Annotated in this window: 25 protein-coding genes and 1 tRNA gene; 16 read left to right on the top strand and 10 right to left on the bottom strand. The window is 39.5% G+C overall.

Annotation, left to right across the window (positions count from 1 at the left end):
* The first annotated feature begins 226 nt into the window (after positions 1-226).
* A complete protein-coding gene (locus tag AOC35_RS08235; RefSeq protein ID WP_245898462.1) occupies positions 227-685 on the top strand; it encodes a DoxX family protein in 459 nt (152 codons plus the stop codon).
* A gap of 43 nt (positions 686-728) precedes the next feature.
* On the top strand, positions 729-1127 hold the full coding sequence (locus AOC35_RS08240) for a hypothetical protein (RefSeq protein ID WP_108646630.1): 399 nt from the start codon (positions 729-731) through the stop codon (positions 1125-1127).
* Between the two features lie 15 nt (positions 1128-1142).
* Here AOC35_RS08240 and AOC35_RS08245 read toward each other — a convergent pair whose 3' ends face one another.
* The 5 genes from AOC35_RS08245 to AOC35_RS08265 all read right to left on the bottom strand — a co-directional run bounded on the left by AOC35_RS08245 (position 1143) and on the right by AOC35_RS08265 (position 3936).
* On the bottom strand, positions 1143-1718 hold the full coding sequence (locus AOC35_RS08245) for a tyrosine-type recombinase/integrase (protein ID WP_108648771.1): 576 nt from the start codon (positions 1716-1718) through the stop codon (positions 1143-1145).
* Between the two features lie 316 nt (positions 1719-2034).
* Positions 2035-2310, bottom strand: a complete 276-nt coding sequence (locus tag AOC35_RS08250; RefSeq protein WP_108646631.1) for a hypothetical protein — start codon at positions 2308-2310, stop codon at positions 2035-2037.
* Positions 2311-2325: 15 nt separating this feature from the next.
* On the bottom strand, positions 2326-2706 hold the full coding sequence (locus tag AOC35_RS08255) for a hypothetical protein (protein ID WP_108646632.1): 381 nt from the start codon (positions 2704-2706) through the stop codon (positions 2326-2328).
* Positions 2707-3072 carry a hypothetical protein gene (locus AOC35_RS08260; protein WP_108646633.1) on the bottom strand — a complete coding sequence of 122 codons (366 nt, stop codon included), beginning with the start codon at positions 3070-3072 and terminating at the stop codon, positions 2707-2709.
* Positions 3073-3390: 318 nt separating this feature from the next.
* On the bottom strand, positions 3391-3936 hold the full coding sequence (locus AOC35_RS08265) for a hypothetical protein (protein WP_108646634.1): 546 nt from the start codon (positions 3934-3936) through the stop codon (positions 3391-3393).
* Between the two features lie 119 nt (positions 3937-4055).
* On the opposite strand from AOC35_RS08265, the gene AOC35_RS08270 reads away from it, so the two are divergent.
* The 3 genes from AOC35_RS08270 to AOC35_RS08280 are packed head-to-tail and all read left to right on the top strand — an operon-like array spanning position 4056 to position 5046.
* Positions 4056-4502: a hypothetical protein gene (locus AOC35_RS08270; protein ID WP_108646635.1), complete on the top strand. Its 447-nt coding sequence runs from the start codon at positions 4056-4058 to the stop codon at positions 4500-4502.
* The gene (locus AOC35_RS08275) at positions 4499-4699 is read left to right on the top strand and encodes a helix-turn-helix transcriptional regulator (RefSeq protein WP_108646636.1); all 201 of its coding nucleotides are present in this window, start codon (positions 4499-4501) and stop codon (positions 4697-4699) included. Before AOC35_RS08270 ends, AOC35_RS08275 begins: the two co-directional genes overlap by 4 nt.
* A gap of 8 nt (positions 4700-4707) precedes the next feature.
* Entirely contained in the window at positions 4708-5046 is a 339-nt protein-coding gene (locus AOC35_RS08280; RefSeq protein ID WP_108646637.1) for a hypothetical protein, read from the top strand.
* 188 nt (positions 5047-5234) lie between these two features.
* On the opposite strand, the gene AOC35_RS08285 is transcribed toward AOC35_RS08280, so the two are convergent.
* Positions 5235-6458, bottom strand: coding sequence for a site-specific integrase (locus AOC35_RS08285; protein ID WP_108646638.1), 1224 nt, complete (start codon positions 6456-6458; stop codon positions 5235-5237).
* Between the two features lie 488 nt (positions 6459-6946).
* On the opposite strand from AOC35_RS08285, the gene AOC35_RS08290 reads away from it, so the two are divergent.
* Entirely contained in the window at positions 6947-7225 is a 279-nt protein-coding gene (locus AOC35_RS08290; protein ID WP_108646639.1) for a ribbon-helix-helix domain-containing protein, read from the top strand.
* 5 nt (positions 7226-7230) lie between these two features.
* A complete protein-coding gene (locus tag AOC35_RS08295; protein ID WP_245898463.1) occupies positions 7231-7539 on the top strand; it encodes a type II toxin-antitoxin system RelE/ParE family toxin in 309 nt (102 codons plus the stop codon).
* Positions 7540-7683: 144 nt separating this feature from the next.
* On the opposite strand, the gene AOC35_RS08300 is transcribed toward AOC35_RS08295, so the two are convergent.
* Positions 7684-7769, bottom strand: a tRNA-Leu gene (locus tag AOC35_RS08300).
* Positions 7770-7884: 115 nt separating this feature from the next.
* Positions 7885-8862 carry a quinone oxidoreductase family protein gene (locus AOC35_RS08305; protein ID WP_108648773.1) on the bottom strand — a complete coding sequence of 326 codons (978 nt, stop codon included), beginning with the start codon at positions 8860-8862 and terminating at the stop codon, positions 7885-7887.
* A 100-nt stretch (positions 8863-8962) separates the two neighbouring features.
* Between AOC35_RS08305 and AOC35_RS08310 the strand changes: the two genes are divergently transcribed.
* From AOC35_RS08310 to rng, 8 genes are read left to right on the top strand one after another with little or no spacing between them, the layout of a single operon-like run.
* A complete protein-coding gene (locus AOC35_RS08310) occupies positions 8963-9688 on the top strand; it encodes a YebC/PmpR family DNA-binding transcriptional regulator (protein ID WP_108646640.1) in 726 nt (241 codons plus the stop codon).
* Between the two features lie 45 nt (positions 9689-9733).
* Positions 9734-11011: a phosphoribosylamine--glycine ligase gene (purD, locus tag AOC35_RS08315; RefSeq protein WP_108646641.1), complete on the top strand. Its 1278-nt coding sequence runs from the start codon at positions 9734-9736 to the stop codon at positions 11009-11011.
* A 4-nt stretch (positions 11012-11015) separates the two neighbouring features.
* A complete protein-coding gene (hemF, locus tag AOC35_RS08320) occupies positions 11016-11933 on the top strand; it encodes an oxygen-dependent coproporphyrinogen oxidase (protein WP_108646642.1) in 918 nt (305 codons plus the stop codon).
* Positions 11930-12640 (top strand): adenylyltransferase/cytidyltransferase family protein, encoded by a 711-nt coding sequence (locus AOC35_RS08325; RefSeq protein ID WP_108646643.1) that lies wholly within the window; start codon positions 11930-11932, stop codon positions 12638-12640. The genes hemF and AOC35_RS08325 overlap by 4 nt, the downstream gene beginning before the upstream one ends.
* Positions 12641-12659: 19 nt before the next feature.
* Positions 12660-13055: a ribosome silencing factor gene (rsfS, locus tag AOC35_RS08330; RefSeq protein WP_108646644.1), complete on the top strand. Its 396-nt coding sequence runs from the start codon at positions 12660-12662 to the stop codon at positions 13053-13055.
* Positions 13056-13499, top strand: coding sequence for a 23S rRNA (pseudouridine(1915)-N(3))-methyltransferase RlmH (gene rlmH, locus AOC35_RS08335; RefSeq protein WP_108646645.1), 444 nt, complete (start codon positions 13056-13058; stop codon positions 13497-13499). It abuts the gene before it with no gap.
* Between the two features lies 1 nt (position 13500).
* Positions 13501-14139 carry a Maf family protein gene (locus AOC35_RS08340; RefSeq protein WP_245898464.1) on the top strand — a complete coding sequence of 213 codons (639 nt, stop codon included), beginning with the start codon at positions 13501-13503 and terminating at the stop codon, positions 14137-14139.
* Entirely contained in the window at positions 14139-15587 is a 1449-nt protein-coding gene (rng, locus tag AOC35_RS08345) for a ribonuclease G (RefSeq protein WP_108646646.1), read from the top strand. The genes AOC35_RS08340 and rng overlap by 1 nt, the downstream gene beginning before the upstream one ends.
* A 6-nt stretch (positions 15588-15593) precedes the next feature.
* Here rng and msbA read toward each other — a convergent pair whose 3' ends face one another.
* On the bottom strand, positions 15594-17375 hold the full coding sequence (gene msbA, locus AOC35_RS08350) for a lipid A export permease/ATP-binding protein MsbA (RefSeq protein ID WP_108646647.1): 1782 nt from the start codon (positions 17373-17375) through the stop codon (positions 15594-15596).
* A gap of 41 nt (positions 17376-17416) precedes the next feature.
* Between msbA and AOC35_RS08355 the strand changes: the two genes are divergently transcribed.
* Complete coding sequence (locus AOC35_RS08355) at positions 17417-18544, top strand: glycosyltransferase family 9 protein (RefSeq protein WP_108646648.1); 1128 nt, start codon at positions 17417-17419, stop codon at positions 18542-18544.
* A gap of 23 nt (positions 18545-18567) precedes the next feature.
* On the opposite strand, the gene dnaE is transcribed toward AOC35_RS08355, so the two are convergent.
* Positions 18568-22152, bottom strand: coding sequence for a DNA polymerase III subunit alpha (gene dnaE, locus AOC35_RS08360; RefSeq protein WP_108648775.1), 3585 nt, complete (start codon positions 22150-22152; stop codon positions 18568-18570).
* Positions 22153-22155 lie beyond the last annotated feature (3 nt).

Genomic DNA, 22155 nt, shown 5'->3' on the forward strand with positions numbered 1-22155 from the left:
GTTTAATTTTTGGATCATTACTTGGCTCCATTCAAGTTAAGTCGCTAGTCTGCAACTTCGTCGATCAAGGCGATTTGTGCACAGATAGAAAGAATGTCCTGCTTTAGGCAGGACATTTTTTTTAGTAGGTGGGAGAGGCTCACACACCAATTCTCTGGATTCTTATCCTTCTCTTAGATTTCCCACTTGTTATTTCATAGCGGATTAAGGAGGGGTAATTGGGTGTTTGATAGAATTAAAAAAACAACAAGGAGATATCATGCTTAGCATTACAAAAAAAGATTTTGTCCTGCAAAGAAAAAACTTCCAACTACAAAATCCATGGAATATATTACGATTAATTGCAGGCGCATTTTTTATACCTCATGCACTAAGTAAGGTAGTGAATGGTGCTCTTAATCCAGGGATTGTTGGTTTTTTTGATAAGGCCGGATTTCACCCGCCAGAATTTTGGGTGACATTAGCATTTCTAGCGGAGATGGTATGTGGTATTGCCCTTATCTTGGGGATATGTACTCGATTTGCCGCACTTGGTGCCGGCTTCACCTTGTTGATTGCTGTATACGCCTTGCAGGTTGTTAAAGGATTTGGTTGGCTTTGGAACTTTGGCGGATATGAATATCCTGTTTTTTGGGCGATTGTCTGTTTCAGTGTATCAATCCATGCGTTCCAGGAACGCCGTTAAGTTTGAGGATGGATTCTGTCCTTGAGGGCTTTATCGTGATGTGATGATTCTTAAGATTTCTTTAGAAATGGATAAGAAATCCATCAAAAAGATATTCAATCAAATATTAAAAAAGAGGCACTCAACAAAGCGGGGTCGACCAGCACAAAAGTTTGGAAAAAGCACTGCGAAATACCCAATCAATCAAAACTTCACTATTGATAACCTTCGCATTGGATTGGAGATCTATGATTTGTACAAAAGTACCAGAGAGGGGGATGAAAAAATGAAGTTATGGGAGATTGGAGTTGAAAAGCGAATATTAGCAGATTCTATGCCGCATCCTAGTGATGACAACGGTGAAAAACTGCTTAAAAGAAATCGCCTAGCGGCTACTGTCAGTAGGTATATAAAGCAAACCGAAAGAAGAATAGAAAATGTCGGTAAGGGAATCTTTCCTTGATGTTGTTTAAAACAACTAAGCTAACTCCACTGCCCTACGCTTCATATCGTCATTTACATCTATATATTTTTGAACGACGCTGAGGTTACGGTGTCCGCTGATTCCCATTATCACGCGAACCCCTACCCCTTTATTTGCCAAGTTAGTTATAAAAGTACGTCTACCACTGTGACTCGAGGCTCCCTGTAGAAAACACCGAGAGTAGAGAAAATGGAAGAACTGGGTCAAAGTGTTCGCAGTGAATCCATCGCTAGTCTTCTTTTGACTATAGAAGAACTTGAGTTGTTTGTTTGAGGGTTTATAAAAGTCTACGTATTTTTGTAGTTCTTTTTTTAGTTTTGTGCTCACAAAGACTATCCTAGCGTCATTAGTTTTTGTATTTTCAGCCCTGAGTCTTATTTCGTCTCGCACTTTATCTTGTTCATCAACTACGTCTTCATAAGTCAAACTGGCTATCTCTCCAACTCGACAGCCAGAATAAAAACTCATTGTTACGAGAGCGCGATTACGAATCGCGTGCTTACGTGTTGCTACGTGGTCTAGTACTTTACGAAGTTCATCATTATTTAATGTCTTTGCTTGCTTTGTCATACTATCTCCCTCAAATATAATGTTTTGTAAGTGTTTAGTATGTTTTCTTATTTGTATTTTTCCTACCTGATTTTGTTGATTTGTGGCTGATTTTTTTCTATTCGTTTTCAATGACTTAAGTCTCCAATAGTCAAATATAAGAAAATATGTATTTTCATACATTTTGATAATAGTTGAGGTAATTAATTCTTAATTGCAGAATTTATTAGACTTGCGTAAAGCTACTTCAAGCTGTTTGAAAAGCCCTAAGCTGCGTTGATATTTAGTTCGTTTTTGTTTATTACTACTAAATTGACTTATCTAATGAGTGAGTTAATTAAGGATTACGTGCCTCAATTTGAGAGGTACGGCAGTATTTCCCATCTTTAGCAATAAAATCTATGAACTTATCATTTCCTGATGTAGTACAAGCAAACGTCCAGACTTCTTTATTAATAATGCTGGCATATTGAGTGCCTAAATCAGCACATCTTTCATACTTTGCTTTTACCTCTGAAACGCTTGTATAACATTCTTGTCCACAACCTTTTAAAAAGAAAACGCTTAATATCAAAGACAAAACTAAAAATAACCGTACATTAAAAATACCCATTAAGTTCCTCATAAATTAACAGTCACTTTTTGCTAAAGTAATCGCATACAAAGGCTTGCGCCTGCTGTCGACATAATAAAAATCAAAAGTAAAGTAGTTAAGTGCTTTTACAAATTCGGAGTTAGCACAATATTGAGATTTTGCTAGCGACTTTGCTTTTTTCTGGATATCTTTTGGTAGAGAAGATGGATCATTAATGACATGAACATATTGAAAATAAACTTTACCTTTGTCTTCTAAGCAAGAGGTAGCTTCAAGCGTTGTTAAGAAATCAATCTTTTTGGGTAGTTGTGCGTTCATCTGCTTAGCCATTGATTGGCAATTATCTAAATTGCTATTAGCGTAAGCATTTACACAAAAAAACAAGGCAAGGAAAATTAAAGTAATTTTTTTCATTTAATAATTTAAATTTGTGTCAATCAGTACTTTGAGTCTTTCATTCTTATTGTAGTCTTCAGGTTTGTAGTAATCAGGTCTGATATACATCATCATATTAAAAAGGTAATACTGTAAGTACTCTTTATTATCAGAATGATTTTTACTTAAATCATTAAACTCTTTGCCAGAAAGCATTCTATAGGTATCAGATGGACTAGAGAAATTGGAGCGTTGATGTTTTCTCAATTGAATATAAGCTTCATTCGCCAATTCAACAAATGCTAACTTGCTATCATTTGTTAGATTTAATTTTTTTTTATAAGCACCACAGATAACACCTAATGTTTCGTTTATTGGTGTTTTGAATATTGAAAAAAATCCCAAAGTAATCCCTTTTTTAATTTTATGTAAAATTTTTAATTACTTGCTTTGCATATGAGCTATTACCGTTTCAAACAAAATAGCATGATCCATTATTTTCAACTTAGTCTAACATTTGGTTAGATTTCAAAGCAATATTTATTAACTTTAAACTTTGACGTAGTCTAGTTAATCAATGCTCCATTTGGTTTGATTCACATTCTAGATTACTTCACTCAAGTGCTTGACAATGTTTACTCGAGTACTACTTTAAATATTTTAGCCAATAATCATCTAACTAAGCGTATCTCCCAACGCTTAGCCTTAATAAATAACGCAACTTTAGTCAGCGTTAAGTGCGATGAAGGGGATTTGTGTATTAGCAAAATCCCAACAATCTATATTCCCTTTTTGTCCTTCTTTTGTGCCGTAATGTAATAAATGTGTTTCTGTTTGAGTTTTTATTGGTGTAATGTAAATATCGTTTTTTTGTTTTGCCTTGTTAACCCAGCAGTGTTTCCATAATACTTTTATATCTTCAGTAGTTAGTACGCTGGGTATATTACCTAAATAAATGTTGTAGTGAAAAGACTTTTGGCGATTCGCTGTCTCTTTTGTGCCTTCAAGTGTTGGTATGAATAATGGTCGATAAAGTTGTGGCTTTCGTTTTGCGCGATTGCCATATAGTTCTCTATTAAAACAATTTAGTGCGTATCTTAGATCTTTGCCTAAATTCGTTTTCATTCTTTCAATATCTTTAGCATCTTTGTGATAAGCGCGGTAAAAACTTTGCGCAACCAAGTAGTGCGTGATGTGATTTTGTTGCTGATTTAAAAAATCTCTAATTATTTCTATTGTCTGTTCCATGCCTTTATTTATGCCGAACATAACAATTCCATAATTATTTATGAAAACATTACATTCGGCTAGGAATCAGGCAAATAAAGGTCGCGAAGGTAAATAAGAGAAATTAAAGTAAAGACTTATTTAACTTTTTGGAGAAAGAAATGAGTACCTTAAACACATTGAAATTAGTAGTCGGCAAACGACATTTAACTGCTAGTCCTGCTGTACATAGAAGAAACAAACTTGTAAATAAGTTACACGAACAATTGGAACTTTGCGAAGCTAAACAAGCTGGCAAGACTTACGCACCCAAGCAATTAAAAACTTATGTAAATCGGCAAACTGGTGAACGCATGACTGTTGAAACTGTCAAGCGTGTGAAAGAATGGTTTTGGACAAATGAAGCTGGCAAGATTAACTTGGCAATCAAGTACGGTGCTAAAACACTAATGCTGAATAAAAAAACTCGAGCCAATTGCATTGAGCTTAATTCGGTTGATGAGTTAATAACAGTATTAAAAGCAATAAAACTAGATGTACTTAATGGTGTGCTTGATGATGCAATTGCAGAAGTTAGTACAGCAACTAAGGCGGGATTTGCCAAATGAATCCACTTCAATTTGATCGCATTGTGCGCATGAGAGAATTAAAGAAGTTAATTGGGTTAAGTAATGCCACAATTTATCGCTACATAAAACGTAACGAATTCCCAAGACCTTTTCAAATATCTGCTAACTGTGTTGGGTGGCGCTTGAGTGTCGTTGAAGACTGGATTAAAGCAAGAGAAAATCAGCGCCCTAGCTAAATAACTGTATGAACAAATATGTATTAACTTTGCGTGTCAGGGGAAGAATTTTAAAAACTGCAGTCTTTGCGGAAAGCCCCCTATATGCGCAGCTAATTTGTGAATACTTGTATGGTATTAACAGTGTGCTAGGAACAGTTGTAAGGGTGGCTAAAGAGGATTTAAGCGTTGAAATTTTGGACGAAGTTGCAGGCTTTCTTAAACCCATTAAACCTCTAACGCCACAACAAGCAAGAATTGATGGTTTAAAAAAACAAAAAGATAACGCGACTAAACAACTTAAAGCTGAACGCGATAGACAGAAGCTGGCCAAAGCACAACAGCAGATTTTTAATTTAAATCGCTAAAAAAATTGTTGCGCAAATTTCACGCAATCCGAGGTTGTTAACCACACCACTTCTAATCTAAGTCACGCTTAAAATCACAAAAAATTGTGGTTAACCTTTAAAAATAAAGCCAATTTATTGTTCTTTAATATGCAACAAGACAGGTATAGCTAGGTTACTTAAGTAATACTTTTCGTTTGACCAAATGATTACTTGCCAACAAACTTGTGTGCCACATCCCTTAGCTTTAAATGTTCGTAATGTTTGTTAATCATGGTGGTACTAGTACCCATATGTTTAGCTAGTTGTATTTCAGTTACGGCACCCCTGACGATCATTTTAGTAGCATAAAAGTGCCTTAAGCTGTACAAGGTTCTTTCGGTATTTGAGTCTTTGTCTTTTAATAAATTCACATTCGGCAAACTTAAGAACCTAGCAAACATTCTTCCATACTTGGACTGTGCGCTGTCTGGTGATAAATCTTCATGCCTAAAGACGAACTTATCGACTTTTTTATTGATTAATTGCTCAAAACTATACTTTCGCAAATCTTCGTCCAAGTCTTTTATGCGTGTTAGGCATTTGGCTACTAAAGTTGGCACATAAATGGTTCTACCTGAGGTTTTACCTTTGACATACATGGTCAACATCACTTGACCATTTACGTTTTCATAACCAATGTGTTGCCATTTCAAGTTCATTGATTCTGTGCCAGCCCTTATGCCAGTATTAGCCAAAATCAAGATGTAGTTATATAAAGTTGTTCTTACTTTTATCTCATTGCCTTGTCTTGCAGTTTGAATCCAATCCCTTAACTTATTTAATATGGTTTTGTATTCCTTTAATAAAAAGCTGGGGCGCCTATCACTGCTGACACCTTTGTTTTCTAGGTGTGGCACTTGGACTTTTGTCATAAAGCCTCTTAATAGTGCTTCGTCAAAAACCCTATTAAAAGCCACATTGTGTGTGTTTATTACAGCTTGGCTAGGTTCAATCGGTTCTTTGCGATTGTGATTCATGCGTTCTTTACGCTGTCGGTCAAAATCAGCCAATGTTGCGTAGTCAATCTTGTCGATGTTGTGACTGCCAAGTAATGGGATGATGTAGCCATTGATAGCTTGTATATAACGCTTGTATGTAACTTTGCCATTGCCACTGTCTAACTCCGCTTGCATACGCTTTATAGCAAGTCTAGCAACCGTTGTTACACGCTTGCTTGTGACAAGCAGACCTTCTCGTTCCAAAACCCTAGCACGTACAATAATTTCCATTGCTTCGCGTTTAGCGTCAGCTAGTTTGGTTTTTTTAGTAGTTGAACGTGTCCACTTGCTGTTAGCTTTGTAGCGCAGTTGCCAATGTGGTGAGCCAGCTCTTTGGTAAAGTGTTGCTTCACCTTCGTGTATGTGAATCGTATGCTCTGCTTTTTTTGGCACAAGTGTCTGTTTTTAAAACAATTTTAAAAATATAACACTTTTCGGTACAGTAGAGCGAGTGATTTTGTGCAACGTTTGTGCAACGTGACTTCATGGTTTAAGTTAGTAAATGCTATTACTATAACCAATGCATTTCATGGTGCCGCGGGTCGGACTCGAACCGACACACTTATTAGGCGGGAGATTTTGATTTTACTGTACATACTAAAGTACTATATAAATGCTGACTCTAAAGCTAACTAAAATCTTTGTGCTTCGTTTTGTGAAATGTAAAAAATGTAAATAATCAACAAAATAAATCAGCTTTCTACTTGATTTTTAAGAAATACACCTATTTATACCCTGGCGGTTTCAAGGTTGAAGTGCAAAAATTGCTGGATGATGCTGCCTCAAAACAAATACCTTACCCAAAATAAGTTTTTAAATTACCATTGACGAAGTCACATTTCCTAAGTAGGATTAAATCCTATCAACTATAGGAAACCCATATGAGGACAACACTTCAATTTAGTATCACCTTACCAAATGAAATGGCGGAAATTGTAAAAAATAAAGTTGCTTCTGGCGAGTATGCAAGTGAAAGCGAAGTCCTAAGAGATGGCATGCGTGCTCTGATGGCTCGTGATAAAGCCATCGATAGTTGGTTATTTCAAACTGTCGTACCCGCCTATGACGCTTTAAAGGAAGATCCTTCAAGGGCACTTTTGCTTGACCAAGTTAGAAAAAGACTAGCCGCTGAACACGAAAAAGCTACGTTAAAAGAGTAAGTCAATTGGTAGTTATTTTTACACCCGAAGCTCAAGAGCAATTGGTTTTACTTTACCAATACATATCAAACGTTGCCTCACCCGAAATCGCTAGTAATTATGTCAATGCAATAGTTGATTATTGCGAAAGTCTAAAAAATTTTCCAGAAAGAGGCAACAAGCGTGATGATGTTCGGCCAGGACTGCGAACTACCCACTACAAAAAACGTGCCTTGATAGCTTTTGCAACTGAACTTAATCGTGTATCAATCATTGGTATATTTTATGGTGGTCAAGATTACGAAACAGATCTCAAGTCTAATTTTGAAGATTAGAAATTTTTCAAAAGTGAATTAGCGCAAACTCATAAACATTCATTCCCCGATTATGGTGAAGAGCCGTGATTTTGTGCAACGATTGTGCAACGTGACTTTATGGTTTAAGTTGGTAATTGCTATTACTATAACCAATGCATTTCATGGTGCCGCGGGTCGGACTCGAACCGACACACTTATTAGGCGGGAGATTTTGAGTCTCCTGTGTCTACCAATTTCACCACCGCGGCATGAAAGAATGAAATTATGCCACGAAAGTGAAATAATTTAAAGAACTTCCACTAGGTAATTAGAGATTTGTATCTCCAATTACCTAAGTTTCCCTTAGCTAGCAAGGCTGAAGGTTTATGGAACTAAAATAATTGATCCTGTGGTTTTACGGTCAGCCATATCTTTTTGTGCTTGGCCAGCTTTTTCAAGCGGATAGCGATCAGTAATTTCAATTTTAATTTGACCTGAAATTACCCTTTGGAAAAGATCAGCTGCGCCTGACTCTAATAGTTGACGATTGAGAACGTAGGTCGTCAAGGTTGGACGCGTTACTTTCAATGAACCTTTCCCAGCTAAGATACCAACGTCTAATGGTGGAACAGGGCCTGAAGCATTACCAAATGTCACCATTAAGCCCCTTGGTGATAAACAGTCAAGTGATTTCATAAAAGTATCTTTACCGATTGAGTCATACACTACCGGCACACCTTTACCACCTGTAATTTCTTTTACACGGGCAACAAAATCTTCCTCTCTGTAAAGAATAGTATGGTCACAACCATGCGCTTTTGCAATGACTGCTTTTTCTGGACTACCCACAGTACCAATCACCGTCGCACCAAGTGCTTTTAACCATTGACAAGCGATCGTTCCAACACCACCAGCGATAGCATGGAAAAGGACAGTATCACCTTTTTGTACTTTAAATGTATCGTTAAGCAGGTATTGCGCTGTTAAACCTTGTAACATCATGGCAGCACCTGTCTCGAAACTAATTGCGTCAGGCAACTTTAAAACGATATCAGCTGGCATGATTCTTGCTTGTGCATAAGAGCCAGATGGTCTGCCAGCATAAGCAACACGATCGCCTACCGCTAAGTGGGTTACACCTGCACCAATTTTTTCTACTACCCCAGCACCCTCTTGACCCATACCACTTGGCATTGGTTGAGGATATAATCCTTCTCTGAAGTAAATATCAAGATAATTGACGCCGATAGCATGATGCTTTACTAAAATCTCGCCTGGGCCAGGTTCGCCGAGTTCTACATCCACGTACTCTAAGACCTCTGGACCGCCTGTCTTAAACATCTTGATTGCTTTAACAGTCATCGTTGACATAATTAATCTCCTTTATTTGGGGTTATTATTGAAAGTGCCTAAAATTAGAATATTAACTATTCTAAATTGTTTTTATTGAAAGGAAGTTTTTATGGCCGGACATTCCAAATGGGCCAATATTCAACACCGCAAGGGTCGTCAGGACGAAAAACGCGGAAAAGTATGGACGAAGTTAATTCGTGAAATAACTGTTGCTGCCAAAATGGGTGGCGGAGATATTGCGAATAATCCACGACTGCGACTTGCCATCGATAAAGCAAAAGATTCCAATATGCCCAGCGATAACGTTAATCGGGCAATCCAAAAAGGAACTGGCTCACTAGAAGGCGTGAGTTACGAAGAAATTCGTTATGAAGGCTATGGACCAAGTGGTGTAGCGGTGATCGTTGATAGCTTGACTGACAATAAAATCAGAACTGTTGCTGAAGTTCGTCATGCCTTTTCTAAAAATGGCGGCAATTTAGGAACCGATGGATGCGTCGGCTATTTATTTAAACATTGTGGAACCATGACTTTTGGTCCGAATGTGGATGAGAATCAGCTAATGGACGCTGCCCTTGAATTAGGTGCAGATGACGTCATCATCAATGATGATGGCTCCAAAGAGGTATTAACAAGTCCTTGGGAATTATCCAACGTCAAAGATCAATTACAAAAGATGGGATTGATACCAGAGTTTTCCGAAGTGACGATGCGCGCTGAAACGGATGTTGAATTATCCGGGGATGTTGCCAGTAGCATGCAAAAACTGCTTGATGCATTAGAAAACCTAGATGATGTTCAAGACGTCTACTCAAACGCCATCTTAGAAGATTAATCCATTCACAAAATATATTTAAATCGTTAAATTTAGTAGGCTTATATGAAAATTTTAGTTGTTGGATCTGGTGGCAGAGAACATGCCCTCGCATGGCATTTAGCTAAATCAGATAAAGTGCAGTTAGTTTTTGTAGCGCCTGGTAATGGCGGTACAGAACACCACTCGAAATTACACGGTATTGAAAACCTGCCGATAACTGACTTGAATGCCTTAGCCGACTTTGCAGAAAAAGAAGAGATAGCGATTACTGTCGTTGGTCCTGAAAAACCTTTGTCAGAGGGGATTGTGGATCTTTTCCGAGCAAGGGGTTTAAAAATATTTGGCCCGACTAAAAAAGCGGCCCAGCTTGAATCTTCAAAAGATTACGCCAAAGCATTTATGCAACGTCACGGTATTCCGACAGCTGAATATGAAACCTTCTCCGAGGTGAAAGCTGCCCACGAATATATCGATAAAAAAGGTGCGCCAATCGTCATTAAAGCAGATGGTCTTGCCGCTGGTAAAGGTGTAGTGGTTGCTATGACCCTAGGGGAAGCTCATCAGGCTGTAGATATGATGCTTTCTGACAATAAACTAGGTGATGCAGGAGCTCGAGTCGTGATCGAAGAGTTTTTGACTGGCGAAGAAGCAAGTTTTATCGTCATGGTTGATGGTAAAAACATTCTTCCTTTAGCTACTAGCCAAGACCATAAGCGCCTTAAAGATCATGACCAAGGGCCTAACACAGGTGGCATGGGTGCATACTCACCGGCTCCCGTTGTGACTCCAGCTTTATATGCCAAAACTTTAAGAGAAATCATCAAACCTACCGTGGCAGGAATGGCTAAAGATGGTATTCCTTACACAGGATTCTTATATGCTGGCCTCATGATTCATCCCGATGGATCGATTAAAACGCTTGAATTTAATTGCCGTATGGGTGATCCAGAAACCCAACCAATTATGGCAAGACTCAAGAGCAACCTCTTGGATGCATTGTTTCATGCAACGGATGGCACCCTTGATCAAGTAGATTTAGATTGGGACTCAAGAGTTGCACTTGGCGTTGTAATGGCGTCTTATAACTACCCAGACACCCCCAGAGTGGGTGATGAAATCACCAATATTCCAGAAGAAGATGCTAATCATGTCGTTTTTCACGCAGGTACTACATTAGAAAATGGCGTTTTAAGGACAAGTGGTGGTAGAGTTTTATGTGTGGTTGGTCTTGATGGCAATGTAAAGGCAGCCCAAACAAGAGCTTACGAGTTTGTAAAGGAAATTCAATTCAATGGTGCGCAATATAGAAATGATATTGGACACTTAGCAATTAAAAAATAACATCATGACAATTGAAATCAGTGAATTAAAAAATTATTTTCGGGGACTGCAAGAAAAAATTGCCAAGACCGTTGGGGATTTTGATGGTAAGCCATTCATTAGTGACGAATGGGTAAAACCTGCCGACAGTCCATTACAAGGTAATGGGCGTTCAATGATTCTTGAAGGCGGTAATGTTCTCGAGCGTGGGGGCGTCGCCTTTTCTCATGTTAGTGGCAAACAACTACCACCCTCTGCGACAGCAATTCGTCCTGAAATTGCAGGTGGAAGCTTCGAAGCCATGGGTGTTTCTCTCGTTTTCCATCCTCTAAATCCAATGATACCGACTGTCCACATGAACATTCGGGTATTTTTAGCAAAAAAAGCGGGGGTTGATCCGGTTTGGTGGTTTGGTGGCGGAATGGATTTAACGCCTTATTATGGCGATGAAGCAGATTGCAGGCATTTTCATCAAACTTGTAAAAACACCCTTGATAAATTTGATCCAAAGTACTACCCCAAATTTAAAGAGCAATGCGATAAATACTTTTATCTACCTCACCGCGCAGAGCCTAGAGGGATTGGTGGCGTGTTTTTCGATGACTTTACGGAACTTGGTTTCGAGAAAAGTTTTGAAATGACCCAGGCCATTGGTAACTCTCTGCTAGATGCTTATTTACCGATTGCCAAAAAACACTATCAAGATCCCTACAGTCCAGAACAAAAGGAGTTTCAGGAATATCGGCGTGGTCGATATACTGAATTCAATCTTGTATTTGACCGAGGAACGCATTTCGGTCTGCAATCAGGCGGACGGACGGAGTCGATTTTGATGTCACTGCCGCCCATCGCTCGGTGGCAGTATCAGCGCCCAATTCCACCTAATTCACCAGAAGATCGTTTAATGAATTACTTTTTGAAACCTAGAGACTGGCTGGCATGATCGGAATTCTAGGGGGAACTTTTGATCCGCCTCATTGGGGGCATATTCGGCTCGCTAAAAACTTTATTGATGCACTTGGACTTACCCAGTTAATTTGGCTTCCAGCGGGTCAACCGTGGCAAAAAAGTAGTTTAATTACTCCTGCGGAACTTCGCTTTCAGATGACTGACGCCGCCGCAATGGATTTAAAAGCGCTTTATGGTGCATCTCCTTGTCCAGCAGAAATTTCAGTTAGCCGGCTTGAATTAGACCGAGTCGGTCCTAGTTACACAATTGATACAGCGCGGGAACTTCGTGATATATATGGTAAAGACCAAGCCATTGTTTGGCTCATGGGAGCAGATTCTTATCAAAATTTACCCTCTTGGAATGATTGGCAAAAGTTGCCAGATTTTCTCCATCTAGCAGTTGCAAGTCGAAGGATCTCACCTAGTAAAGGTCAGGCCTACCTTGACCCTCAGCATCCTGAAACCCTAGATGAGATTATCGCAATTTTTGATCAACGGATGACGCATGATGTGCGTGATCTCAAGGAAAAACCCTTTGGCAAAATATTTTTTGATGAAAGTTTTCATGTTGATTTATCATCAACTCAATTAAGAGAACAACTTCATCGTGACCGGACGAAGGAAAATTTAATGAGCGCCCTTTCTCCAAATGTCCTAGAATGCATCTTCGCTCAAAATATTTACGCAAGCTTTAACTAAAAAAGGATCAACCTTTAGTATGGATTTAAGAAAACTACAAAGAACTGTAATCGACGCACTAGAGGAGGTAAAAGCTTCAGATATTCGTGTTTTTGACACTACCAAACTCACTAACTTGTTTGATCGAGTCGTGATTGCAACTGGTAATAGCAACCGTCAAACTAGGGCTTTAGCCTTTTCTGTTAGTACTGCGGTAAAAGAAAAAGGTGGTGAAGTCATCTCGATAGAAGGCCTAGAAACAGGCGAGTGGGTACTCGTCGATTGTGGTGATGTCGTAGTCCATATTTTACTTCCTGCTATCCGAGTGTATTACCAATTGGAAGGGATGTGGGGTGGTAAACCAGTTCGTGTAAAACTTAACAAGCAATCCGGCCCGACCAGTGGTCCAATGGATTTTGACGACGACGAGGACTAATTGAAGCTGCAGATTATTGCAGTTGGACATAAAATGCCTAGTTGGGTAGAGACCTCTGCTAATGACTACATTAAAAGAATGCCGAAAGACTTCCCCATTGAAGTCAAAGAATTAAAACCTGATCTCTCTCCGATCAAAGAAGGCCTTAAGATTCTTGAGGCTTTACCAAAAAATGCCACGATTGTCGCGATGGATGAAAGAGGTCGCGACATAACAACAATGCAGCTTACCCAATTGATGCAGGATTGGCGTCAGGAGGGGAAAGATGTTGTTTTTTTAATCGGTGGAGCAGACGGACTCTCGCAAGAAGTGAAACAAAAATCCACGAGTTCAATCCGCCTTTCTAGTATGACCTTACCGCATGCCATGGCACGGCTGATCTTGATTGAACAGTTATATCGTGCTTATACTATATTGCAAGGACACCCCTATCATCGTGAATAAAATGTACCTAGCCTCTCAAAGTCCCAGACGCGCTCAAATTCTTCAAGATTTGGGAGTCCAATTCGAAATCCTCTATCCAGATGCGAATGAAGATACAGAGTCTTTAGAAGAAGTCCAGCCCGACGAAATGGGCATCGATTATGTAAAAAGAGTTACGCTTGCTAAGTTAGACGCCTCAGTGAGACGACTATCCCAACGTACAGAGGTTTCTTGGAAGCCGATCTTATGTGCTGATACGACAGTTTGTATGCGTGACCAGCAAACATCCTTACTCAATGTCAGAGATTTGATTCTTGGTAAACCTAAAGATGAGCAGCATGCTTTAGAAATATTAACCCTTTTAAATGGTAAGTTCCATTGGGTTCACACGGCTATAGCAATCCAGACAGACCCTCAAAGCATGCCCGTCATCAAGGTCTCTTCTACCCAAGTACATTTTGCTAATAATTCTCTTGAGCGTCTAGAGTCTTATGTTAAAACCAATGAGCCCATGGGTAAAGCTGGCGCCTACGGCATACAAGGACTAGGCAGTGCTTTAATTGACCGCATTGATGGAAGTTACAGTGGAGTCATGGGATTGCCGATCCATGAAACAACACAACTACTTGACTATGCGCAAATACCATTTATTCTTAGATAATGAGCGAAGAAATATTAATCAACTTTACCCCTCAAGAAACTCGAGTTGCCCTGATTAGTCAGGGCGAGGTGCAGGAGCTCTTGATCGAGCGCGCCCAAAATCGAGGGTACGTGGGAAATATTTACCTAGGTAAAGTAGTACGTGTTTTACCAGGGATGCAATCTGCATTTATTGATATTGGTCTAGATAAATCTGCGTTTATTCATATCGCTGATATTCATGGGAACCATGAACAGCCCATTGAAAAAGTCGTTTTTGATGGTCAGACAATCTTAGTTCAGGTCTTGAAAGACCCTTTAGGGACCAAAGGTGCACGGTTAACAACGAACATTAGTATCGCTGGAAGAAACTTAGTGTATTTGCCAAATGATGAAAAAGATGGGCAAATCGGTATTTCACAAAAAATCACTGAGGAAGAGAATCGTGAAACTCTCAAAAATCGTGTCAAAACGATATTGCCTGGCAGCTTCAAAGGCAGTGTTATTGTTCGCACGAGTGCAGAAGAAGCTAGTGATGAAGATCTGAGGGAAGATTTAAATTACCTGGTCCGGAGTTGGGAAAAAATTCACAGTAATACACTTCGTTTACCAGTCACCTCTATGGTCTATCAAGAGTTAACGCTGATAGAACGAGTCATGCGCGATATTGCCGAAGAAAAAACAACGCAAATTCGTATAGATTCCGCTGAGAATTTTAAAAAATTACGAGAATTTACAAATACATTTATACCAAACATCGTTGATAAAATTGTTCTATATCGTGGTGAACGCCCCTTGTTTGATTTGTTTGACGTAGAAAACGAAATCAACTTAGCACTCAATCGCAGAGTCAATCTCAAATCCGGTGGATATTTGATGATTGATCAAACAGAATCGATGACAACAATTGATGTGAATACTGGAAGCTACATTGGTGCAAAAACATTTGTTGATACGATCTATAAAACAAATTTAGAGGCGGCAAAGGCGATCGCTAGGCAGTTACGTCTTCGTAATTTAGGTGGCATCATCATCGTTGATTTTATCGATATGCATATCGAAGAACATCAAACATTAGTTCTGAACGAATTAAAGAAAAACTTAGAACTAGACCGCGTTAAAACTTCGGTCAGCTCTTTTTCTTCACTCGGTTTAGTCGAAATGACCCGTAAAAGAACCAGAGAATCATTAGCCCACCAACTCTGCCAACCTTGTCCAATTTGCAGCGGAAAAGGTGAAGTCAAAACACCACAAACTATTTGTTACGAAATCTTAAGGGAAATCATTCGGGAACATCGACAATTTAATCCCAAACAATTTCGGATTGTGGCATCCCCAGATGTAATTGATACCTTCCTAGAAGAACAAAGCCAATACTTAGCGGAGCTATGTGAGTTTGTGGGCAAGCCTATTTTACTCTTAGCTGAAGGAAGTTTTTCTCAAGAAAAATACGATATTGTCCTTAGCTAAAACTAGTTAGTCACGACCGGCAAACTGCAGGCGGTGCAAGCTAGAATAAAGGCCATTCAATTCAATCAATTCATGATGGGTACCTAGTTCAACAATTCTGCCGTGCTCCAAAACAACGATGCGATCCGCATTTTCAATTGTCGATAGCCGATGAGCAATGACAAGCGTAGTTCGACCTTGCATGAGAGACTCTAAAGCTTCTTGAACCTGTCTTTCTGACTCAGAATCAAGCGCGGAGGTTGCTTCGTCTAAAATCAAAATCGGTGCATTCTTATAGACGGCCCTTGCAATCGCCATCCGTTGACGTTGACCACCCGATAACCGATTACCGTTATCACCAATTAAGGTATCGATACCTTCTGGCAAATCCCGAATCATCTCGGTCAAGTTCGCTGCAGCAATCGCCTCAGCAACTCTCACGCGGTTAATATCTTGGGCTTGAACCGCCCCATAAGCCACATTCGCAGCAATCGTATCGTTAAATAAAATAACGTCTTGACTCACAAAGCCAATTTGTTTGCGTAAATCATTTAAGCGATAGTGAGAAATCAGTTCTCCATCAAGATAAATACCTCCTTTTGTTGGCTCAAAAAAACGAGGTACAAGATTCACTAAAGTGGTTTTCCCACTTCCTGAAGGTCCAACAAATGCAATGACTTCACCAGGTTGAATACTAAGTTGAATATCCCTTAAAACCTCTCTCGTTTGGTTATCCATCGTAGCCGAGACATTGCTTGAATAGGCAAAAGCGATATCTTTGAATTCAATTTGACCTTTTGCTACAGTCAAAGGAATCGTGTTGTCTTCCAAAAGCTCAACTTCAGCAGGTTGATCAATTAAACCAAAAATCATTTCAGCTGCAATTAAGCCCCTTTGTAAAGGTTGGTTAATGTCGGCTAAATGTTTTAAGGGAGAAATAATCAACAGCATAGCGGTGACAAATGCTGCAAATTCGCCAACCGTAGTCCCCATGGAGCTCGATTGGACAATGGCAATCAGTAAGACCACAGATAGTGCTATCGAAGCAATCAACTGCGTAAGTGGCTGATTTAAGCCCCCAGCGATTGAAGCTTTAATAGCGAAAGCCCTTAACTCTTCAGCCATGATCTTAAATCGTTGCATTTCATAATCTTGACCATTATTTAATTTAACTACTTTGTGACCCGCTGCAGCCTCTTCAACTACGTAAGCCAAGCGACTTGTAAAGTCTTGTTGTTTACGATTGATTAAGCGCAAACGACGATTAATCTGGCTCATAATAAAACCAATCACTGGAAAAATAATAAAAACAACTAGGGTAAGTTTCCAATTCAAATAAAACAGATAAGCCAAAAGTCCAATGACTTGCAAGGAATCTCGCACTAAATTAATAGCTACACTACTTAAAATGCTTAATACGTTGTTTACTTCAAAAACAACCGTATTGATTAAATTAGCTGCGGTACTTTGTAAAAAAAATTCAGTAGATGCTTGTAAGAGTTTTTTGAACATTTGTTCACGTAAAACTAACAAAACATTATTAATGACTCGATTGAGCCAATAGTTAGATAAAAACTGAGCTGCACCACGAATAAATGCAATACCCACTAAAAAGACGGGGACTTGCCATAATTTCTCATCAAAACCCCCAGTAAAGCCACGGTCTAAAAGTGGCTTCATCAAGGCTGGAATGGATGTTTCTGTGGCTGCTACGACTGCCATAGCTAGCAATGCCAAAATAATCATCGATTGAAATGGCTTTAAATAACTCAGAACACGGATAAAAACTTGTTGATTTTCTAGCTTCATAGTACTTATTATCTCAAGTTAATCAATTAAACTCTTAATTAATGAAAACTTCCCCTAATTCTCCAATCGATACTCAGCATTTTAAGAAAATTTTGATTATCGCTACAAGACAAATAGGTGATACTCTCATTACAACACCCTTGATTAAACGCACCCATGAAATTTGGCCAGATGCACAAATCGATTTCCTAGGGTTTAAAAGTGCAATTGGTATTCTAGAGGGTAATCCACATTTACACGAAATTATTGGCTCAAGCCCAAAGCCAAAAATTAAAGAGTACCTACACTTATTAAAAAAAGTTTTTTTTAAGTATGATTTGGCAATTATTACTCAGCCAAGTGATCGCTCCTACTTATATGGCTTATTTGCTGCCACCAAACGAGTCGGTGTAATGCATGTTGGACAGGAAGATCATGGCTGGAAAAAGTGGATAACGCAGTATCAAGTACCGATTAATTATTTTGAACAACATGTTGTAACAGAAAAATTGCGGTTAGTAGATCCCTTTACAAAAGGTAAACAAATCACTCAGGAAATCGTGATTGATGCCCCTAGCAAAGTATCACCATCACTTGTAGCAAACGAAATTGCGCCTAATAGCGTTCTTATTCATCCGAGCCCCCTCAATGCCTATAAAAAATGGCCCTTGTCCCACTGGCTATCTGTCATTGAATTTCTCTCTGATCAGCATATTCCAGTATTGATTAGTGGGGGTGCTGCTAAAGTAGATGTCGACTTGGCACAAGAGATTATCAAAGGACTAAGTCAAAAAGCAAAGGATCAACTAATCAATTTGACTGGTAAAGTGAGTTTCAGTGAGTTAGCCACCTTACTGCGACAAGTAAGGGCTTACGTGGGAGTGGATACCTCTGTGACGCATCTGGCCGCAGCATGTAACACTCCAACCGTTGCACTTTTAGGCGCTACTCCGCCAACCAATTTTGGTCCATGGCCCAACGGCTTTAGCGGTAAACAACCCTACCAAATTAGAGCCCTTTCGCAAACTGTTAGCAATGTGACTATTTTGCAAGGACCCAATGCTTGCGTACCTTGCAGAAAAGCTGGATGCGATGATCACGCAAACAGTCGAAGTTTATGTCTTGAAGAACTAGACTCAACCCGGGTCATTCAAGCACTTCAAAAGATTCTTCAGCTAAATATCAACTAATTAGAAAAGCTGTCGAACACTTATTAATTGGTATAAATAATTTTTAAGTTTGAACGAACGCCTACCTGATGTAATAAATTATTAAATACTTGAATATTTGTGTCATCAGGATACAGTCGCCAATTTTGTGGAAACTCTAATTCACAAACTCCCGTTGTTGAGGTGAGCTCTGCCGTCATACGAAGACCATCATTGAGTTTTTTGCCACCAATAGGTGTCAGTGTTTGTACTTGGTGAAAGAACTTCTCTGACTTTTCGTTGAGTTGTCTTATATTAACTTGCGTTGTCATTGCAAAATGAATGGACTGGGCATAACGTAATCTGGCCATTGCAATATTCATACCTGCTTGCACAATGTGTCGGATGCTACCTGAAAAATTCTCATTAGCAGGTTGCACTTTCGTTTGTACTTTAGCAATCAGTAATTCATCTTCTTTAAAACAATCACGATAGTTTTCAAATACATCTTCAAAGACAGTTAGTTCAAGCTGATCAGTCCCATCATCAATCATCAGTGAATACATCACTCCACTTCTAGTCTTATTTGTTCTTTGCGAAACAATGATTCCAGCGACGAGTTTTTCACCAGAATACATACTGACTTTATTTAAAGGAACGCGAGCAATTTTTCGTACCTCATCAGCGTAGGCGTCAAATAAGTGACCAGAGATACAAAAGCCAAGAGCTAGTTTTTCTTCTTGTAAGCGTTTTTTATCACCCCACTCGGCGGTTTGAACATATTCAGGTTCACTACCCTCTTCTTCGCCAGGCATCTCAAATAAACTAACTTGATTTGCTGATGCAATCGCTTGTTCTGCGGCAGTCATGGCATTGGCCAAAGACTCTAATAAAATCGAGCGACCTTGCACACCATTGGGTGCAATGGCATCAAATGCTCCAGCTCGTATCAACGCTTCGATGGAGCGACGATTAACGACTCGGCGGTCAACCCGCATACAAAAATCAAATAGGTGTGTAAAAGGTTTTTCTTGTCGAGCTCGAACGATTTCTAAAATCGCATTTTCGCCAGTACCTCGCACCGCTCCTAAGCCATACTTAACCTGCATTACTTTTTGGGTTGCATCTTTTGGATCAGGGCGAATCGGTACGAATCGATACTCACCTTGATTAATATCTGGGGGTAATATCTCGACTTGATTCGCCCGCGCATCCTCAAATAAGACACGTACTTTATCCGTATCGTCCATAGCAAGGGATAAGTTAGCTGCCATAAATTCAGCAACATAATGGGCTTTCAACCAAGCCGTATGGTAGGCAAGTAAGGCATAAGCTGCTGCATGAGATTTATTAAATCCATATCCAGCAAAAGCTTCCATGAGTTTAAAGATCTCATCTGCTTTTTCTTGCGTTAAACCATTTTCGATGGCGCCCTTAGCAAAAATCTTACTTTGCTCAGCCATCTCCTCTGGCTTTTTCTTACCCATAGCACGACGTAATAAATCAGCACCTCCCAATGAGTAACCACCAATCACCTGTGCCATTTGCATTACTTGTTCTTGGTAAACCATAATGCCGTAGGTTTCTTCAAGAACAGGTATTACTCGAGGATCCGCATATTCAACTTCTTGACGTAAGTGTTTTCTGGCGATATAGGATGGAATCAAATCCATTGGACCAGGACGATATAAAGCCACTAAGGCGATAATATCTTCGAATCGATCCGGCTTAGCATCTTTAAGCATGCCTTGCATGCCGCGGCTTTCTAACTGAAAAATCGCTACGGTATTTGCAGACTTGAGGACTTCAAAAGCTAAAGGGTCATCTAATGGCACGTTACCAACTCGCCAGTTCGTTAACTCTGGATAAAGTTGATGAATATATTTTTCAGCTAAATCTAAAATCGTTAAGGTAGTTAAACCCAAAAAGTCAAATTTGACTAAGCCAACAGCCTCCACATCATCCTTATCAAATTGACTGATGACACCAGCGCCTTCTTCATTTCCAGATTGTACGTAAAGCGGACAAAAGTCAGTCAGCTTACCTGGGGAAATTAAGACGCCCCCAGCGTGCATACCCACGTTACGCGTAATTCCCTCTAACTGTTGAGCAAGTTCAATCAATTGTCTCGCTTCTTCGTTTTGTTTGTACAAATCATCTAATTCAGGCTTTGCCTTGATTGCTTCAGCAATCGTAATTTGCTGCCCGGGCTTCGCTTCAATTAATTTTGAAATAGCGTCAACAAAGGAATACGGTTGCTCAATCGCGCGACCAACGTCTTTAATCGCACCTCTGGCTGCCATCGTACCAAAGGTAGCAATTTGACTAACTGATTCATGGCCATATTTATCTTTAACGTACTGAATGACTCGATCACGACCTAATTGACAAAAATCGATATCAAAGTCGGGCATCGAAACACGCTCTGGATTTAAGAAGCGTTCGAAGAGTAAGTTATATTCCAATGGATCTAAATCAGTAATACCCAATGAGTACGCAACGAGAGATCCTGCGCCTGATCCCCTACCAGGACCTACCGGTACGCCATTATTCTTTGCCCAGGCAATGAAGTCAGCCACAATTAGGAAATAGCCTGGAAATCCCATTTGCACAATGGTGTTGATTTCAAAATCTAAGCGATCTGAATATTTTGGGTAAACCGAATTTCTTTTTTCCTCATCAGGATACAAATGCAACATCCGTTGTCCAAGACCTTCTCTCGCTAAGGAGCCAAGATACTCTGCAAGAGTCAAATTATTTGGTGTTGGAAAATCGGGTAATTTCGGTTTACCTAGTTGTAAAGATAAATTACAGCGTTTTGCAATTTCGATTGTATTTTCTATCGCACTTGGGAGATCTTCAAACAACTCCAGCATCTGATCTGGACTCTTGAAATATTGCTCAGAAGTAAAACGAACATTACGCTTAGGATTGCCTAGCTTATCCCCATCAGCAATACATACTCTTGTTTCATGTGCTCTAAAATCTTCCTCAAGCATGAACTCAATGGGATGCGTAGCAACGATAGGTAAATTTAGTCGGTTTGCCAAATCTGCGACTTGATGAATATATTTTTCCTCTTTAGCTTGACCAGTTCTTTGAACCTCTAAATAAAAATTATTCGGGAAAATGGTACTCCAAGCTAAGGCAGATTGATCGGCTAGCTCAATTTGATCATTGAGTAACGCGACTCCAACATCCCCATCAACTCCACCTGAAAGACAAATTAACCCTTCTGACAGCAATACTTGACCAGTCTTTTGAAGTGAGGATGTACTATGTAGTGCAAACCAATCAGGATGGACCTCAGGTCTTCCCAACACTTGATTTTCGAGACTAGACTTACTGAGAATTTCACACAAATTCAAATAACCTGTATGGTTCTTTACCAACAATAAAGCTCTGAAGGGTTTCGCAGCATCGGTTGGATTCGTTATCCAAACATCCGCACCAGCAATTGGCTTTACACCTTCTTTACGAGCTGATGAGTAAAATTTAATGAGGCCGAATAAATTGCTCAAATCGGTTAATGCTAAGGCCCCCATTTGATAATTAACAGCTTGTTTTATTGCATCATCTAAACGAACAATTCCATCAACGATAGAATATTCGGAATGAAGGCGTAAATGTATAAATTTTGGATCTGACATCAT

The organism is Polynucleobacter rarus (assembly GCF_003072505.1).
Lineage (GTDB): Bacteria > Pseudomonadota > Gammaproteobacteria > Burkholderiales > Burkholderiaceae > Polynucleobacter > Polynucleobacter rarus.

What these genes read in the sequence shown, in the direction of transcription:
- AOC35_RS08255 (WP_108646632.1), bottom strand. Translation starts at nt 2,706, where the DNA reads ATGAAAAAAATTACTTTAATTTTCCTTGCCTTGTTTTTTTGTGTAAAT.
- AOC35_RS08355 (WP_108646648.1), top strand. Translation starts at nt 17,417, where the DNA reads ATGAAAACTTCCCCTAATTCTCCAATCGATACTCAGCATTTTAAGAAA.
- msbA (WP_108646647.1), bottom strand. Translation starts at nt 17,375, where the DNA reads ATGAAGCTAGAAAATCAACAAGTTTTTATCCGTGTTCTGAGTTATTTA.
- AOC35_RS08325 (WP_108646643.1), top strand. Translation starts at nt 11,930, where the DNA reads ATGATCGGAATTCTAGGGGGAACTTTTGATCCGCCTCATTGGGGGCAT.
- dnaE (WP_108648775.1), bottom strand. Translation starts at nt 22,152, where the DNA reads ATGTCAGATCCAAAATTTATACATTTACGCCTTCATTCCGAATATTCT.
- AOC35_RS08265 (WP_108646634.1), bottom strand. Translation starts at nt 3,936, where the DNA reads ATGTTCGGCATAAATAAAGGCATGGAACAGACAATAGAAATAATTAGA.
- AOC35_RS08310 (WP_108646640.1), top strand. Translation starts at nt 8,963, where the DNA reads ATGGCCGGACATTCCAAATGGGCCAATATTCAACACCGCAAGGGTCGT.
- purD (WP_108646641.1), top strand. Translation starts at nt 9,734, where the DNA reads ATGAAAATTTTAGTTGTTGGATCTGGTGGCAGAGAACATGCCCTCGCA.
- AOC35_RS08305 (WP_108648773.1), bottom strand. Translation starts at nt 8,862, where the DNA reads ATGACTGTTAAAGCAATCAAGATGTTTAAGACAGGCGGTCCAGAGGTC.
- AOC35_RS08275 (WP_108646636.1), top strand. Translation starts at nt 4,499, where the DNA reads ATGAATCCACTTCAATTTGATCGCATTGTGCGCATGAGAGAATTAAAG.
- AOC35_RS08250 (WP_108646631.1), bottom strand. Translation starts at nt 2,310, where the DNA reads ATGGGTATTTTTAATGTACGGTTATTTTTAGTTTTGTCTTTGATATTA.
- rng (WP_108646646.1), top strand. Translation starts at nt 14,139, where the DNA reads ATGAGCGAAGAAATATTAATCAACTTTACCCCTCAAGAAACTCGAGTT.
- AOC35_RS08270 (WP_108646635.1), top strand. Translation starts at nt 4,056, where the DNA reads ATGAGTACCTTAAACACATTGAAATTAGTAGTCGGCAAACGACATTTA.
- AOC35_RS08290 (WP_108646639.1), top strand. Translation starts at nt 6,947, where the DNA reads ATGAGGACAACACTTCAATTTAGTATCACCTTACCAAATGAAATGGCG.
- AOC35_RS08340 (WP_245898464.1), top strand. Translation starts at nt 13,501, where the DNA reads ATGTACCTAGCCTCTCAAAGTCCCAGACGCGCTCAAATTCTTCAAGAT.
- AOC35_RS08245 (WP_108648771.1), bottom strand. Translation starts at nt 1,718, where the DNA reads ATGACAAAGCAAGCAAAGACATTAAATAATGATGAACTTCGTAAAGTA.
- AOC35_RS08240 (WP_108646630.1), top strand. Translation starts at nt 729, where the DNA reads ATGATTCTTAAGATTTCTTTAGAAATGGATAAGAAATCCATCAAAAAG.
- hemF (WP_108646642.1), top strand. Translation starts at nt 11,016, where the DNA reads ATGACAATTGAAATCAGTGAATTAAAAAATTATTTTCGGGGACTGCAA.
- rsfS (WP_108646644.1), top strand. Translation starts at nt 12,660, where the DNA reads ATGGATTTAAGAAAACTACAAAGAACTGTAATCGACGCACTAGAGGAG.
- AOC35_RS08280 (WP_108646637.1), top strand. Translation starts at nt 4,708, where the DNA reads ATGAACAAATATGTATTAACTTTGCGTGTCAGGGGAAGAATTTTAAAA.